The sequence below is a fragment of the Pseudodesulfovibrio sp. lm2024 genome, from assembly GCF_051175575.1.
GTDB classification, from domain to species: Bacteria; Desulfobacterota; Desulfovibrionia; order Desulfovibrionales; family Desulfovibrionaceae; genus Pseudodesulfovibrio; species Pseudodesulfovibrio caledoniensis.
Genome location: NZ_CP195092.1, coordinates 3770371 through 3786998 on the forward strand (window position 1 = coordinate 3770371; position 16628 = coordinate 3786998).

General features: G+C 62.3%; 12 protein-coding genes and 1 pseudogene. 2 read left to right on the forward strand and 11 right to left on the reverse strand.

The annotated features are described in order from the left end of the window. Positions 1–7: 7 nt before the first annotated feature. The 5 genes from dsrM to ACR42D_RS17650 form a co-directional block, all read right to left on the reverse strand. A complete protein-coding gene (gene dsrM / locus ACR42D_RS17630; protein ID WP_484568091.1) occupies positions 8–1054 on the reverse strand; it encodes a sulfate reduction electron transfer complex DsrMKJOP subunit DsrM in 1047 nt (348 codons plus the stop codon). 197 nt (positions 1055–1251) lie between these two features. Next, entirely contained in the window at positions 1252–1779 is a 528-nt protein-coding gene (locus tag ACR42D_RS17635; protein ID WP_484568092.1) for an RsbRD N-terminal domain-containing protein, read from the reverse strand. Positions 1780–2014: 235 nt separating this feature from the next. Beyond that, positions 2015–4591 (reverse strand): sensor domain-containing diguanylate cyclase, encoded by a 2577-nt coding sequence (locus ACR42D_RS17640; protein WP_484568093.1) that lies wholly within the window; start codon positions 4589–4591, stop codon positions 2015–2017. A 310-nt stretch (positions 4592–4901) separates the two neighbouring features. Continuing rightward, positions 4902–5792: a tRNA (adenine-N1)-methyltransferase gene (locus tag ACR42D_RS17645; protein WP_484568094.1), complete on the reverse strand. Its 891-nt coding sequence runs from the start codon at positions 5790–5792 to the stop codon at positions 4902–4904. A gap of 70 nt (positions 5793–5862) precedes the next feature. Next, positions 5863–7707 (reverse strand): PAS domain S-box protein, encoded by a 1845-nt coding sequence (locus tag ACR42D_RS17650; protein WP_484568095.1) that lies wholly within the window; start codon positions 7705–7707, stop codon positions 5863–5865. A gap of 171 nt (positions 7708–7878) precedes the next feature. On the opposite strand from ACR42D_RS17650, the gene ACR42D_RS17655 reads away from it, so the two are divergent. Both ACR42D_RS17655 and ACR42D_RS17660 read left to right on the forward strand, forming a co-directional pair. Further along, a complete protein-coding gene (locus ACR42D_RS17655; protein ID WP_484568096.1) occupies positions 7879–8832 on the forward strand; it encodes a radical SAM protein in 954 nt (317 codons plus the stop codon). Between the two features lie 47 nt (positions 8833–8879). Further along, positions 8880–10346, forward strand: coding sequence for an Rne/Rng family ribonuclease (locus ACR42D_RS17660; RefSeq protein ID WP_484568097.1), 1467 nt, complete (start codon positions 8880–8882; stop codon positions 10344–10346). A gap of 112 nt (positions 10347–10458) precedes the next feature. On the opposite strand, the gene ACR42D_RS17665 is transcribed toward ACR42D_RS17660, so the two are convergent. The 6 genes and pseudogenes from ACR42D_RS17665 to ACR42D_RS17690 form a co-directional block, all read right to left on the reverse strand. Further along, positions 10459–11130, reverse strand: coding sequence for a hypothetical protein (locus ACR42D_RS17665; RefSeq protein WP_484568098.1), 672 nt, complete (start codon positions 11128–11130; stop codon positions 10459–10461). A 6-nt stretch (positions 11131–11136) separates the two neighbouring features. Next, positions 11137–11829, reverse strand: a pseudogene (locus ACR42D_RS17670) (RHS repeat domain-containing protein); the annotation flags it as partial. Between the two features lie 47 nt (positions 11830–11876). After that, positions 11877–12398: a hypothetical protein gene (locus ACR42D_RS17675; RefSeq protein ID WP_484568099.1), complete on the reverse strand. Its 522-nt coding sequence runs from the start codon at positions 12396–12398 to the stop codon at positions 11877–11879. 167 nt (positions 12399–12565) lie between these two features. Beyond that, a complete protein-coding gene (locus ACR42D_RS17680) occupies positions 12566–13504 on the reverse strand; it encodes an RHS repeat domain-containing protein (protein ID WP_484568100.1) in 939 nt (312 codons plus the stop codon). A gap of 318 nt (positions 13505–13822) precedes the next feature. Continuing rightward, positions 13823–15754 carry a sensor histidine kinase gene (locus ACR42D_RS17685; protein WP_484568101.1) on the reverse strand — a complete coding sequence of 644 codons (1932 nt, stop codon included), beginning with the start codon at positions 15752–15754 and terminating at the stop codon, positions 13823–13825. Positions 15755–15847: 93 nt separating this feature from the next. Next, positions 15848–16507, reverse strand: a complete 660-nt coding sequence (locus ACR42D_RS17690) for a substrate-binding periplasmic protein (RefSeq protein WP_484568102.1) — start codon at positions 16505–16507, stop codon at positions 15848–15850. Positions 16508–16628 lie beyond the last annotated feature (121 nt).

A 16628-nucleotide genomic window follows, 5' to 3' on the forward strand; every position in this document is an offset into this window, starting at 1 on the left:
GTGAACCCTAGGCCTCGGCCTCGTCTTTGGGCACCCCGTTCTCGGGGTTGTCCAGGGGCAGACCCGCCTCGGCCATGGGCACGCCGAATTCCTTCTCGTAGTCGGCATAGGCGTGGGCCTTGATGTTGGGGTCGTTCCAGGGGTTCACGTGGTGCTTTGCGCGCGAGTCGTTCGGCAGGTTGCGGGTCGGGGACAGGAAGACGCCCGGCATGTGCATGAGCTTGCTGAACGGGAAGTAGACCATGAGCGTGCTGACCAGGAAGACGTGGACGAAGAAGGAGACGGAGATGGTCTCGGGGACGACGTAGTGGAACGTCACCAGACCCATGGTCAGCTCCTTGATCGCGATGATGTCGACCTTGGCGTAGTAGCGCATGTAGATGCCCGACAGGGCGACGGACAGGATCAGCAGCAGCGGGAAGTAGTCGGAGACGTAGCTGATGTAGTTGATCCTGGGGAGAACCAGCCTGCGGCCGAGCAGCAGAAGCACGCCGGCCACCAGGCCGAGGTCGCTCAGGTACATGACCGGAGCGCCGATCTGCAGGATGCCGTCAACGAACTCGAGCGCGCCCACCGGGAGGAAGGGGATCGGTTCGAGGAACAGGCGAAGGTGCCGCAGGGCGATGATGAAAAAGGAGTAGTGGAAGGTGATGGCGAAGAGCCACAGCCACTTGCTCGATTTGTAGGCGACGACCGGATGGTCCTTGCCTTGGTGCAGGGACACCTGGGTGTTCCTGAACAGGGAGCGGAACGCGAAGACCTCGAGAACCATGCGGAAGAAGGTCTGGGCGCCGGTCTGGGGACAGTCCAGCTTGTTCTGCTTGAACAGCTCGGGATCGAAGGACTGGAACTGGCCGCCGGTTGTGGGGATGCGGAACGGCACGGCGCTCCGGCCCCAGGTGACGACTTTGTATACAAAGCCGATAATGAAGATGATGAACGCCGTTGTCGGGATGCAGACACCGAAGAAAGTCCTCATGTGTGCCGCATCAACCCCGAACAACGGGATCAACACCAGGAGAAAGACGAACAGAAGTGAGTAAAGAGCATTCATCTACCGTCACCTCGCTTGAAGGTTGGACCGCCGGGTTTACCTGGTCGGCCTGCCACTTTTCGGGACTCCTCCGGAGGGGCCGGTGCAAAGATGTTTGAAGCTATGCGTTGAAGACGGATCCACATCCTCGCGGAAGGAACCCCCACCCCTCTTCATACTTCGCCCGGCTTGCACCGTGCGCCACACCCGGCGCGTCCCTAATCGGCCGATTTATCGGCCGTAACGTCCGCAACCATTCCGGCTTTCCTGAGCAGGCTGCTCTGGGCGCGCTTCACTTCCTCCACGCGGAACCGGAAGACCTCTTCGCGACTCTTGCTGTAGATGTCGAAGGACATCATGGCCAGGTTGTCCACCTTGGCCTCGAACCGGAGCAGCTCCTCCAGGGTCCCGTCCTTCTTCATGGGCCGGAAAAACTCGTCGCGAAGAAGTTTTTTCAGCAAAAATACAAAACTGATGGCCTGGGAGGGGGTGAAATCCTGCACCGCCCGGATACGGATGAGCTTGTCGAGGCTCCTGGCCATGCCCTCGGCGTCCCGCCACTCGATCAGGTGATCGATCAGTTCCCCGGTGGCCTCTATGATGGCCGCCCCTACCGGGTTCTGGAATCGATCCTTCTGCCGGGTCCAGACTTTCTGGGTTTCCTTGGGATAGGTCCCGAGGACCAGTTCCGCCCACTTCTGCGACAGCTCGGCCTTGCGTTCGGCCAACGTGGATTCAAAAGTCATTAACAACCCGCATCAATCCGTGAAATGGCCCACTTGCGAACCCGGCCTTCACGGCGCGGGCGGGCATTTCACGGACAGGCCTTAGATAGATAGTGAAAATCGTCACGTAAAACTCAGAACCATATTCCAAACCCATGGGAAAACGTCAAGGTTTTTTCAAGGAAAAACCGGTCAATGAAAAGGGTTATCAGGGCTTGACCGCCCCCTTGAAAATCGCTGCCGGACACCTTCCCGGTCAGCCGCGCACGACCCTGTTGCGGCCCATGCGCTTGGCCTTGTACAGGGCCTCGTCGGCCCGGTTCAGGACCTCTTCCACGGTCTTGTCCCCGGCGCTCACCCGGGTCACGCCCATGGACACCGTGAAGGACACGGTCTCGCCCCCCACCTCCACCTCAAGCCCGGCCAGGGTGGTGCGCAGCCGCTCGGCCACCTCGGCCCCCTCGTCGATCCCGGTCTGGGGCAGGAGGATGGCGAACTCCTCCCCGCCCAGACGGCCGAAGATGTCCGGCGCGCGCAGCAGCGACGACACCGCGCCGGACAGCGCCTTGAGGACCTGGTCCCCGGCCGCGTGGCCGTAGGTGTCGTTGATGGACTTGAAATAATCGATGTCGAGCATGATCGCGGCCAGGGACAGGCCGTAGCGCTTGGCCCGCTGCACCTCCACCCCGCCCAGGGTAAAGAACTGGTGGCGGTTGCTGGCTCCGGTCAGGGCGTCGGTGGTGGCCAGCAGCTTCATCTCCTGCTCCAGCTCGATGCGTTTGGTCACGTCGTGGATGACCGAATAGAGGCGCTGGGCCCCCTGGACCATGATCGGCCCGGAGTAGACCTCCACGTCGCGCATCTCGCCGCCGGCCAGCCGGTGACGGACGATGAAGTAGGTCCGCCCCTCGTCCATGGAACGGCGCATCTCGGTGAACATCTCGTCCCGGCCCAGGGCGTTGATCTGGCTCATGTTCATGGTCCGCATGACTTCCACCGGGTAGCCGTAGAAATGTTCGGCCGCCGGGTTGGCGTCGATGATCCGCTCGGACTTGGGATCGGTCAGGAGCATGATGGCGTGGTTGTTCTCGAAAAAGGCCCGGTACTGCTTCTCGCTCTCGCGCAGGACCTTCTCGGCCTCTATGCGCCGGGTGATGTCGCGGAAGGTCCCTTCCATGGCCACGGGCTCGTTCTGGTTGTTCAGGACCTGGTGGGCGTTGGCCTCGATGACGATGGCCGTCCCGTCCTTGCGCCGGGCGGTCATCTGCAGCCCCCGGACGGCCCCCTTGGCCTGCAGGACCTCGCGGAAACCGGCGCGCTCGCTGGTCTGCCGGTACAGGGTATCGATGTTCCGGCCCACCAGCTCGGACTCCTCGTACAGGAGCAGCCTGCATGTAGCCGGGTTGACCATGAGCACGGTCCCTTCCAGGTCCGTGACCATGTACCCCTCCTCGATGGTCTCGAAGATGCGCCGGAACTTCTCCTCGCTGCGCTTGAGCTCCGCTTCGGCGTACTTGCGGTCCGAGATGTCGCGGATGACGTTGACCACGCCCAGGGTGGACCCGTCGTCGCCCTTGATCAGCGAGACCGACTGGTCGGCCGGGAATATCTCGCCCTTGCGCCGCTTGAGGGGCAGCTCGAACAGGGCGCGCTCCCCGGCCTCGAAGGCGGCTCGCGACCGTTCCAGAAAATCGTCATAATGCTGGGCGTTGACATGCAGGCCGCTGACCGGCTCGCCCTGCAGATCGGCCTGGGACCGCTCGAACATGGCCTCGGCCGCCGGGTTGGCGTCCAGAATGGTCATCTCCGGGGTGAGGATGAGCACGGCCTCGCCCAGTGCCACGAAGGTGCTGCGCAGCCACAGCTCCTTTTCGGCCAGAGCCTCCTCGATGACCCGCTGCTCGGTGATGTCCGTGCCCGACAGGAGCATGCCCACGGGCAGGCCGCCCTCGGTGGTCAACACCTGGCTCTGCCACTGGACCATGCGCTTGAACCCCTCGCGCGTGGTCACCTGAAAGGTGCGCTCGTCCTCTTCCTCCACCTGGCCGGACAGGACCAGGTACATGCAGTCGCGGATCTCGTCCCGCTGCACCGGGGGGACCAGGGCCTCCACCCAGTCCCGGCCCAGAAGCTCCTCCTCGGCGTAGCCCAGCACGCGGCAGGCGGTCCGGTTGATCATGTCGATCCTGCCGGCCGCGTCCAGGGTGAAGACCATGGACCCGACCACGTCGAGATAGTGGGCCACCCGGTTGCGTTCCCCGGCCAGCTCGCGCTCGCCCTCCACCCGGTCGGTGATGTCGTCCAGGACCACGGCGTAGCCGGTGCCCCGGTCGGAACAATCGGCGGCCAGGGAGACCGCGACGTTGAAATGGCGCTCGCCGTGGCGCTGGACCACGGGCACGTCCAGGCGGCAGGCCTCGACCGTTTCCTCGCCCAGCCCCTCGGACTCCAGGGCGCCCTCCAACCAGGGGGCGAGTTCTCTCAGGGGCACGGGGGCATGGTCGCCCCGGCACCACGCCTCCATGTCGGCCGCGCCGGTCAGCTCGCAGGCCGCCGGGTTCATGACCTCCACCATGAGGTCCGGGTCGAGCAGCAGCACAGGGGTGCGCAGGCTCAGGAACAGGGTGTTCAGCCGCGACGTCCTGAGGCCGGCCGCCGCGTCCCGGTCCGCTCCGGGGTCGGCGTCCGGAAACGGTCCGGCGGACTCCGCCAGGATCCCCTCGCAAAACGACGCCCAGAACGCCACGGGATCGTCGCCGTCGCGCAGGCGGGCGGCGTGTTCCCGGACGCGTATCCGGAGGCGTTCCTCGGGGGTCGGGCGGCGGTTCTTCAAGCGTTCTGTCCTCGGTGGGTGGTGTGGTTCGACGGCCATTCCCGCATGGGCCGTCCAGGGCGGACGGCGCACCGGATACGGGCGGAAACCATACGTCTTCACGCCGCCGTTGTCGAGCCGGACAGCCCACTTTCGCTATTTGTCACAATGAATGCCCGACCGCGCAAACACGCTGTACGCCGGGCCGGAGAGGCGTATGTCACCAGACTTACAGAAAAGTTGATCTCGAGGCCAGGTCCGCCGCACGCACGGCGGGACAAAGGGACAAAAAAGGCCCGCTCCTTGGAGCGGGCCTGAAACGGTATGGGGATCAGAACTCGTTATCGTCCGGGACGTCTTCCGGCGCCGGGGCGTCGGGCAGGTCCTCGGCATCCATCGGGAACGCGTCGGGGGCCTCGTCCGGGTCGGCCACGGCCTCGGACCGGGGCTTGGCCGCGGGCGGCTCCATGTACCGGGCGAAGACCAGGAAACCGGTGTGGGCGACCATGCGGTCGTCCGGGCGCAGCCGGTCGGCCACGGGCTTCCAGCGGCGGACCAGGATCTCCAGGACCTCGAGGTCGGCGAAGGGGCCTTCCTCCAGGCCGCGCAGCAGGTCGGACACCTGGTTGACCGTGGGCAGCAGGAAGCCGCACATGGCGCCGGGGATGACCGCGCTCGGGATGGAGTGGAGATATTCCCACGGGGTGCGCACGTCCAGGAACAGGGCGTCCGCGCCGGAGTGCAGGAAGCCGTCCTCGATGTTCTGGTTGACCTGCTCCACGCGGTGGGACAACCCCACGCGCTCCAGGTTCTTGCCCGCCAGCTTGAAGAAGTCGGCGCGCCGCTCGTAGGTGATGACCTTGCCGGTGTCGCCCACGAACCAGGCCAGGGCCGTGGTCAGGCCGCCCGAGCCCGTGCCGGACTCGATGACCGTGGAGCCGGGGCCGATGCCCAGCTTCATCATCAGGTAGCCGATCTCCTTGGGGTACATGATCTGCGTCTGGCGCTTCACCCCCTTGATCAGGTCGTGCAGGGTCGGTTTGAGCACCAGGTACGCCTTGCCCAGGTGGGTCTGGACGTACTGGCCGAAACCGGCTTCGGCGATGTCGTCCATGAGCAGCTTGCCGTCATGGGTGTGGACCTCGCCTCCGGCCTCGAGCTTGCGCAGGTAGCGTTTGCCCTTGTGGCTGATGAGCAGAATAAGTTGTCCGGGTTCGATCATGGTTAACAGGCCTCCTGGGAAAGATGGCCCTGAGTACGGTTCGCAAGGCCGGAAGTCAAGGAAAACGGGTTCACTTCCCGGGCAGGGCCACCCGCAGCGTGGTCCGGTCCTCTTCGTCGGAGACCGACAGCTCGATGGAACCGCTCATGGCCCCGGCCGCCAGCCGGGCCGAATAGGTGCCCAGGCCGGTCCCGCCCGGCTTGCCGCCGGTGGAGTATTTGTCGAAGAAATTCTCGCGCAGCGCCTCGGGCACGGCCCCCGCGTTGGACAGGGTCAGGACCACGGGGTCCCCCGCGTCCAGCCGGACCGAGACCTCGCCTCCCTCGGGCGCTGCCTCCACCGCGTTGAGCAGCAGGTTGGCGATCATGGTCTCCAGCAGGAGCTTGTTGGCCGGGATGGTCGGACCGCCCTGCCCCGGGTCCGGGCTCCCGTCGAGCAGGACCGACACGACCAGTCTCTTGTCCTCGATCTGCCCGCCCAGGTTGGCCAGGGTCTCGCGGACCACGCCCATGACGGCGACGGATTCGGGCTCGTAGGCGTAGGTCCCGGCCTCGATCTTGTAGAGGACCAGGGACAGCCCGATCATCTGCAGGGCCCTTTCGGCCTGGTGCTCGATGAGGTGCAGCATCTCGCTCAGTTCGGCGTCCAGGTTCTCCTCTTCCATGAGCAGGAGCCTGCACCCGTTGATCACGCCGATGATCGGCCCCTTGAGGTCATGGGTGACGATGCGGTTGACGTCCTCGCGCAGTTCCTCGAGCCGCTTCTGCTCGGAGATGTCCTGCACGCTGACCACCAGGCTCGAACGGCCGTCCACCGAGGTGGAGACCATGTTCTTGAGCACCGGCAGCCGGGAGCCGTCCTTGCGGGTCAGATAGCTCTCGTCCGTGCAGGGCGCGCCCTCCTCCACCGCGCCCCAGGGACAGGAGGAGGCGTTGCCGCACAGGATTTCGCTGCAGGGCAGGCCCATCAGCTCGTCGCGGGTGTAGCCGGTCAGCCTCTGGGCCTCGGGGTTGGCCCCGGACAGGGTGTGCTTCTCGATATCCACCACGAAGATGCCCACAGGCAGAGAGTCGAAGATGCCCTTGATGCGGCGCCTGTAGCGTTCCAGCGCCTCGGACCGCTCCTTGCGCTCGGTCACGTCCAGGGCAAAGGCGTAGAAATAGTAGTTCCGCCCCTGGCGGTCGCGGGCCATGGACATCTCCAGGCGTATCCAACGGATCTCCCCGTCCTTGCGCCGCATGCGCACGATCAGTTCCTTGACGTAGTCCTCGGTCTTGGCCCGGCTGACGATGCGTTCCACGTCGGCCGGATCCACGATGTGGGAAAAGGTGCTGCCCTCCAGGGCCTGGGCCTGGGCCATCTCCTCGGGCGAGTCGTAACCGAGCATGCGGGCGTAGGCCATGTTGCGCTCCACGAACCGCCCGCCCACGAAACCGTGGGTGATGCCGACAGGGCTGTTTTCGAACAGGATGCGGCGGCGCTCGTCGGAGATGCGCCCCTCGGCCTCGGCCTTGCAGCGCCGGTCCACCTCGGCCTCCAGCTCCCGGGTCCGGGCCACGAAGTGCTCCTCCATGTCGCTCCGGGCCCGGTCCAGGGCCTCCTGAACCTCGTCCATGGTCCTGATGGACGGCAGCCAGTACCACAGCCCGACCAGGAGCAGGGTCGAACCGGCCAGCTGGCCCACGACCTTGGCCAGGTAGAAATTCACATGGACGTCGGCGACCACGCCCCAGCCCGGGATGCCGAGATGGTCGGTGATCTCAAGGAATAACCCGAAGAGGATGAGCAAGAAGCCGATCTTGATGAGCAGGAAGCCCTTGCGGCCGTAGGACACGGACCTGTCGGCGCGGATGAAGAGCCCCAAGGCCAGGGCGAGGACAATAAATCTGAGGACTTCGAGAATGACTTCCAGCACGAACGGTTCCTCCGTAAAGACGGGACTCGGCAGTACATTATACCAGGGCCGGTGTCCGACCAATTATTAATTCCGGCATCCCGGAAGCCTGCCGCCGAACTTGACAGAACCGCGCAGGTACTTAATAAGCTGGCAAGAGTTAAGGACTCCTTCCAAGGAACGCGACGCGACATGGCATACAAATACGTCTTCGGCCCGGTCATGAGCGGGCGGCTCGGCCGCTCGCTGGGACTCGACCTGCTCGGGGACCGCATCTGCTCCATGGATTGCGTGTACTGCGAGGTGGGAGCCACCAGGGACCGGACCTGCGAGCGCAGGGTGTACGTCCCGGCGGCCGACATACTCGGGGAGCTCTCCCTGTGGAAGGAGGAGGGGCTGGAGCCGCCTGACATGATCACCCTGGGCGGGCTCGGCGAGCCGTGCCTGAACTCGGAGATGGAAAACGTCATCCTCGGGGCCAAACGGCTTTTTCCCGCGACGCCCGTGGCCGTGCTGACCAACGCCAGCCTGATGACCGACCCGGACGTGCGCCGCGAACTGTGCGCCGCCGACGTGGTCCTGCCCAGTCTCGACGCCCTGGTGGAATCGGAATTCACCAAGGTGAACCGGCCCGACGAGGCCGTGAAGCCCGAGGCCGTGGCCGAGGGGCTCCTTGCGTTCAGTAATGAATTCAAAGGAAAGATATTTTTGGAAATTTTGCTTGCCGAAGGAATTAATGATTCCGACGAGAACCTCGGCAGGCTGAAGGATTTTTGCCAACGGCTTGCTCCCGACCGAGTGGACGTGGTCACCCTGACCCGTCCCGGAACGGTCAAGGGGGTCCGCCCCGTGGACGGGGCGGTTCTAAGCCGGTGGCGCCTGGCGCTCGGAGGCGGGGAGACCCGCACCGGCGAGCGGCGGGCCCAAGGCGGCAAGGAGATGAGTCTGGAGCGGATGACCGCTGCCGTGACCGCTTCCCTGCACCGCAGGCCCCAGACCGCGCAACAGCTGGCCCTGGCCCTGGGAGCGGACCTCGACAAGGTCCGCCAGGCCGTGGAAGCCCTGGAAAAGATGGGCGACGTCACCCGCCGGGATGACCGGGGGGAGACCTTCTACCACGGCACGGGCCATGTCATAGAGGACTGAAGGGCGCGCCGGGATCAGACACACACATTTCTCGTCACGAGGTTTTTATGACCAAGAAGAAACGGCAGAAGATGTTCATCTCCGTACTGCCGGGAGAACAGGTCGAGGTCGTCATCGCCGAAGAGGGCAAGGTCAACGAGTACTACGTTGAGATGGTCCACCAGGCCAAGACCAAGGGCAACATCTACAAGGGCTACATCCACAACATCGACAACGGGCTGCAGGCCGCGTTCATCAACTACGGGGCCGAGCGCAACGGCTTTCTGCAAATCGACGAAGTCCACCCCGAGTACTACGTCAACGACGTGCCCACCAAGAAGGGCCAGCGCTTCCCGCTGATGCAGAAGGTGCTCAAGCCCGGCCAGGAGGTCCTGGTCCAGGTGGTCAAGGAGCCCACCGGCAAGAAGGGGGCGTTTCTGACCTCCTACCTCTCCCTGCCCGGCCGCAGCTTCGTCTACACCGTGGGCCGCAGTCAGATCGGGGTCTCGCGCAAGATCGAAGACGAAAAGGAACGAGGCCGCCTCAAGGCCGCCCTGGAAGGGTTCGAGACCACCGAGGGCGTGGGCCTCATCGCCCGCACCGCGGCCATCGGGCAATCCAAGGCCGCGCTGGAGCGCGACTACAAGTATTTGAACCGGCTGTGGACCGACATCCGCGCCAACGCCCAGAAGGTCAAGGCCCCGGCCATCGTCTACAAGGAGCTCGGCCTGGCCGCCCGCGCCGTGCGCGACTACTTGACCCTGGACATCACCGAGATTTGGGTGGACGACAAGGAGACCTATGACCAGGTCCACCAGTTCGTGAAGCTGGCTTTCCCGCGCAAGAACAATCTGGTCCGCCTGCACGAGGACAGCGACCTATCCCTGCTGGAACGGTTTAACGTGGTCAAGCAGGTGGAGGAGATTTACTCCCGCGAGGCGTCCATGCCCTCGGGCGGGCGGCTGGTCTTCGACGCCACCGAGGCCCTGACCGCGGTGGACATCAACTCCGGCAAGATTGGCGGGGAAAAGAATTTCCAGAAGATGGCGCTCAAGACCAACGTGGAGGCCGCCCGCGAGATCGCCCGCCAGCTCAGGCTGCGCGACATCGGCGGCCAGGTGGTCATCGACTTCATCGAGATGAAGAACCCCAAGGACTGCCGCGAGGTGGAGAAGGTCATGCGCGCGGAGATGAAAAACGACCGCGCCCGGACCGACGTCTCACGCATCTCGTCCTTCGGCCTGATGGAGCTGGTCCGCCAGCGGCTCGGCTCCTCGGCCATCGCCATCTCCACCGAGCCCTGCCCCTGCTGCAAGGGCACCGGCATCCGCCGCAACATGGAATGGCAGGCCCTGCAGGCCCTCAAGGAAATCCACCGCGACCTGCGCAAGCCCGGCGGCGAGGAGGTCGAGTTCGACTGCGAGGAGGAGCTGGCCATCTACCTGCTGAACAACAAGCGCGGCATCCTGGCCGACCTGGAAAAGCGCTACAACAAGTCCATCCACATCGATATCGAGTACGAATACGACGAGTAGCCGTACCCGGACATAAATAAATGAAAGGCCCCCGTCCCGAGTACTCGGGACGGGGGCCTTGCGTGTAATGGTTGAGGCGGGCCTGCAACCGAAAAAGCCGCCTCATCCCGTCTTACTTGTCGGCATCGAATATCCGCCGCGCCGCCTTCATCTCGCCCGGCGTGGCCCTCCTGCATCGTATCGGGTCGGACAACTCCCCGTAAATCCGCCCGAGCCCCTCCACGAACCAGATTACGGCCAGGGGCCGTCGCCGATTGTTCCGATCCACATAGAAGTAACCGACCTGAATGGCCTCGCGCTCCTTTCCTTGCAAGGCAACAACCTTGCGCTGCGCGATTCGTCCGACGATGTTGTATGGTTCTTCGGAGTCCTGCGTTATTCCTTGCCCGTCGGCAACCGCAGCATACACCCTGGCTTGGAAGGTCCACTCGTCCCCGCTCAAATCCAGGAGAACAAAGTCTTCAGGCGCAGACCGCAGGACGACCCGGCTGCCCTGTATCGTGTACGTCCGCACGAATCGGCTTTTCCGTTCGGGCACCCCGGTCTCCCCACTCTGCGGCAGAGCCCCGGGCGGCAACGTGGTCTCGACGAGCACCTTCAGCCCGCCCTCAGCCGTCCGGTCCACCCCGAAGACTTTCGTGGGTCCTCCGGCATAGTGTTCGTACTCATATACGCAGCCGGGTTCCGGCCCCACGTATCGCTCGGGACGGCACCCGGCTGTGGCACGACCGGAACACAGCAAGCCGATCAGGATTACGGTGATTAGTATATTTTGTTTTTCCATAGTTAGTTAGGGGCCAGGCCTAAACGATCCCCTCCGAATATCCCCGGGGACCCACGGATTAGCACACCACCATACTGACCATTCATCTATTTTTGTTGTTGATGCACAATAAGCCGTCGAATATTCTGTGCTTTGTATCTTTCGCTTTCTATGCTCGGTGTTTGTTTCTAAAGCCTCTCGCCTTGTTCCGCATCCCATACAAATATTTACCTTTCTCTCCTCAATAATGTAATATGATCTCGTCCATAAAACCAATGTTGAATTTATAAATTGTGTAAAAATTGGGCTTTGCATATTATATGAAGGAACTGATCGCGATATTTCTTCCCATCTGCTGTATTCATTTACATAATAGCATTCAACTATTTTACAATTACAATTCGGATGTGGTTTTTCTGGTTCATTTCCTTGTGAAAAATATTGCCCATCAAGCTCATTACATTTCTCACATGCTCCAGGATTGGCTTGCCATTGTACCTTATTTGCAGGAATAGCGCCTTCGCTCTCAGGGGATTCTGGCTGGCTTCCCATTAACCCTACCGGATCCACCCCGTTCACCGGGTCATCCAAACAATACCCATACCAATCCGGGTCCCCGCCCTTGTCCCCGATGGGGTCCGGGGCGGTCCATCTGCCGGTTCGGACGTCGTAATCCCGCCAGCCGAAGCGGACGAAGCCCAGGTCCCGGTCGTGCAGGCCGCCCGCAAAGCCTCAATAAGCCATGTGCCGACTTCTCCGGCGGTTACTTACATCTGATAGGCGCTTTTTATGACAACCCGGACAGGCTGTCGTGTCTTGAAATAGGTATAGGGTTGAGTGACCTGAAGATCCATTGTCACAATGCGAACATTCTTTCCGACATGAAAGGCAAAGAGCTCGTATGCTGTCTTACCATCTTTGTGTCCGACCGCACCGGTCCATGGTTCGCTATGCTCAATATCAGTGAGCTTACCATCCTGCGTTACGCTAACCGACAGTTTTCCCGGCATTGATCTCACAGGGTAAGCCAAATCGGACATGGAACCTTCCACCACGACGAACAATCCATATTCTCCATAATATTCTGGAGAAAACTCTATTCTTCGATGTATATTTTCCCATATCGGAAGATCTTCATCAAATACTGGAGCATAAAAATCGTTGCAGAGATTTGATAAAACCGCATTCTGCATTCGCAAAGGCAGGACTAACCACCCACCTATTCCCATGATTATAAGCATAAGAAGCACGGTAATGAATTTACCTAAATTCTTATTCAATATTTTCATTACCGCGCTCCTTTATATCTATTTGCCAAATGACTCTTTTCCCTTAGTCAAAGACCAATTATTGGCAGTTCTCTTATATTTTGTCCGCAGCTTGTCGGCATAGTCCTGACAGTTGTTACCCAACAGTCTGTATTCTCCCGGATTAACCGAATCAACTGTTTCACGCATTAGCTCATCGTCGTAATGCTTTCTTTCCATTTGGTATGGTTTCTTCCCCACTTGATTATCTTTTCCCGGTCCATCCTTGAAAAACCGATGTTATCGCCTGAGCCATCCTCATAGAATCCATGCTCATGAGCGATTTCAGTATTCATCTTGTCATCAAGAGGGTTGTCAGAAAATAAACCGAGCAAAGGCAAAGAACCTAATCCTCTTTTACCAAACCGGAACACCCCCAGCGGATCCACCCCGTTCACCGGGTCATCCAGACAATACCCGTACCAGTCCGGGTCCCCACCCTTCTCCCCAATCGGATCAGGCGCGGTCCATCGACCGGTCCTGACGTCGTAGTCGCGCCAGCCGAAGCGGACAAAACCCAGGTCCCGGTCGTGCAGGCCGCCCGCGAAGCCGAGGGGCAGGCGCAGGCCCGGGTTGGTGTCCTCGATGATGCCGCCGAACGGGTCGTACAGCACTTCCTTTATCACGTTGTCGTCCATATCGGCAACCACGCGCAGGGAGCCGATCTGGTCGTAGAACAGCCCGGCCACGGTCCCGTCGTCGCGGCTCATGGCGAAGGGCGTGCGCTCGCCGTCGCGGTAGGTGAATTCGTGTTGGTGCCGCCCGTCATAAAACGCGGCCAGGCGCACGAAGTCGAGCCACTGGTAGGCCTCGACAAGCTGGCCGTTCCGGTACTTGGCCACGCGTTGCCCGTCCTCGTCGTGGGCAAAGGTGAAGGCCTTGTCGCGGTCCTCCTCTTCGGCCTTGAGCAGCCGATAGTCCGGGCTGTACTCGTACAAAGTATACACGCCCTTGTCCGACCAGATGGACCGGAAACCGCGCTCGTCATGCGAGTATTGTCCGCCCCCCGCGCGCATCAGTCGGTTGTCTTGGGTGTATTGGTAGTCGCGGTAGTTGGCCCCGGCCGTGGCGGGCAGGTAATCCCGCACCCGAAGGCCCTCGCGAAGAATGTCTCCGGCGGCCAGAGGGGAGACTTTCGAGAAAGTTTCCCCTCTGGACTCCCCTTCAAAGCTTTTTGTGTGCCTTGGGCAGGGCCGTGCGAACGCGCGATTTTTTCTAATTCTTTGGAGCGATTCGGAGAGCGCAGCTATCCGACAGCGGCTCTTTTGCCGCGCTATGGATAGGCTTGGGAGAGTGGGTCAGCTGTGCATTTTTCGAGGGTCCGCCTGACCGCAGCGTACTCCCTGTACGTGAGGATCAGGCGGGCCCTCGAAAAATGTGCAGATGGCCCGCTATCGCAAGCCGCCCTACTCCATGGAAGGCAAAGTAAAGATGAAGGTGGAGCCTACGCCTACCTCGGACTCGACCCAGATGCGGCCGCCGTAGTGCTCGATGATCTCGCGGCAGATGGTCAGGCCCAGGCCGGTGCCCTTGGGCTTGTTGACCATGGTGTCGTCGGTGTGGGTCTGGTGGAACTTCTCGAAGATCTGGGACTGGTCCTCGGGGTGGATGCCGGTGCCGGTGTCCACCACTTCCACGCGCAACTGGTTGAAGCGCGGGAAGGCGCGCAGGGTGACCGAGCCCTTTTCCGTGAACTTGGAGGCGTTGTTGAGCAGGTTGATGAGCACCTGCTGCATGCGGTCGCGGTCGGCCAGAATGCGCGGCAGGCCGGGCTCGACCTCGGTGCGCAGCTCCAGCGAGGTCTGGGCGAACATGCCGGAGACCGAACTGGCGGCCACCTCGATGACCTCGTTCATGTCCAGGTCCTCGTCGCGCCAGCCCATGGAGCCGGACTCGATCTTGTTCAGGTCGAGTACATCGTTGATCAGCCGGGTCAGACGCTCGCCCTCGTGGCTGATGATGGCCAGGTTCTCGCGGATGCGATTGCCCTTGCGGGCGAGGGAGCTGTCCGGGTTGACCAGGGGCAGGAAGTTGCGCGTGAACTCCTTGTTCAGCAGCTTGGCGAAGCCGAGAATGGAGGTCAGGGGCGTGCGCAGTTCATGGGAGACCGAGGACAGGAAGGCGGACTTCATCTCGTCCAGCTCGCGCAGACGCTGGTTGGCCTCTTCCAGCTCGCGTGCCTTGTTGACCAAGTCCTCGGTGCGCTCGCGCACCAGCTGCTCCAGATGGCGGTTCAGGTCGGCCAGGTCCTGCTCGGCCTTCTTGCGGTCGGTGATGTCCTCGAGGATGCCGTCCACGAACACGAAGTCGCCCTCGTCGTCGAGGATGGCCCGGGCATTGAGCGAGCCCCAGATGGTCTTGCCGTCGCGGCGGTAGTATTCGGCTTCGAACCGCTTGACCTCGCCCTGGTCGCGCACCCGGTCGAAGAACCCCTGCATGTGGTCCGGATTGACCATGATCCGGGAGCTCAGGGAGCGGACGTTGGACAAGAACTCGTCCAGGGAGTCGTAGCCGAAGATGCGGGCCATGGCCGGGTTGGCCCGGCGCAGCACGCCGTCCGGGGTGGCCTGGAAGATGCCCTCGATGGCGTTCTCGAAGATGGACCGGTATTTCTCCTCCGCTTCCTGGAGGGTCTTGTTCATGGTCTGGAGCTTGTTCTCCCGGCCCTCGATCTCGATGGACATGCGCCGGAACCGTTTGGCGATCTCCAGGAGCTCGGCGTGGTAGACCTCGCCGAAGTCGTAGGAAAAGTCGCCCTTGGCCACGCGGGCGATGCCGGACTGGAGGACCCTCAGCGGCTTGTTCAAGAAGACGCGCAAGAGCAGGCCGGTGATGGCCAGGATGACGGAGATGGACACGACGATGATGATGATCGACACGAACATCTGCTCGTCGAGGCGCTTTTTCTCGCGGGCCAGGGTGAAGTCGATCTCGGCCCGGCCGATGGTGCGGCCCTCGAAGATGATCGGCCGGACCTTGCTGAAGTCGGCGGGCGTGCCCGAGAACTTTTCATGGGCGAAGACCACTTCGTTGCGCGAGCCGTAGATGCGGATGCCCTGGACCATGTCGTCGTGGGTGTAGACCGAGCCGATCAGCCGGGCGTTGTCGTAGTCCAGGTTCCAGATGGGCACGGCCAGGATCTCGGCCACGGAGGAGATGGTGTCCTCGCCCTTTTTCTCGGCCGTGTCCCACATCTCCTGGGACTGCTGCCAGTAGATGAAACCGCCGAGCGCCGTGGCGATGATCATGACGATCACCACCAGGCTGAAGGTCAGGTCCCGCGAGATGGACCTGCTGGTCAGGAGAGGCCTTTTTCTCTTGGGTTTGTCTGCTCGCATCTGTTTTCCGGAAAAAGGGAAATGGGGGACAACTCCCGAATCATGCATCCTCCAGAGAGGCTGTACACGACTCCCCGCACCGTGTCATCACAGTTATATCGGATAGCGGCCCCGGAGTCGGGCCACGGTCCCGTCCTCGATGAGCCGGTGCAACGCCTTGCGCAGGAGGTCCCGCACAGGCTCCGGCACGCCCGTGGATACGTAGACGCGCATGAAATCGCGCTCCAAAACCAGGGGCTGGCCCAGGAACCGCCGGTGCAGGCCGAGCCGTTTCGCGGCCTCGGTCAACCCCTGCAACGGGCCGAGCACGGCGTCCACCCGCCCGGCCATGAGCATCTTGAAGCCCAGCTCATGGTTCGTGCATGGAAAGGGGATGAAACCCAGCTCCCGGGCCCGGTCCAGCTCGTGGCGCGATCCCCGGACCACAGCCACGGTCTTGCCGCCCAGGTCCCGGACGTTGCGCAGGGGCGTCTCCACCCGCGCCCAGGCCACCATGGTCACCGCCTTGACCGGACCGATGTCCTCGGCCATGTCGACAATGCCGCCCTCGGGCGGAATGATGATCATGTCCGCCTTGCCCGTGGCCACCTCCTCCACGCCTCGGGCCAGGGGCACGAGACGGTTTTTCGAAGCGAATCCGGCCTCGCGGGCCAGGGCGTTGCCCAGTTCGTAGCAGAACCCGGCGGGCCGCCCCGCTTCCATGTGGCCGCACGCGCCCAGCTCCGCGGTCACGATGCGCAACTCCCGGTCCATGGCGAAAGCCAGGGCCGGGAGACACGTCGGAAGAGACGGAAGAACAAGCGAAACGGCGAGCCAAAGGACGAGTGGAAGGATGCGCGGCAGGGCCGGTCGCGAAAGACGTGGCGGGAGGGGA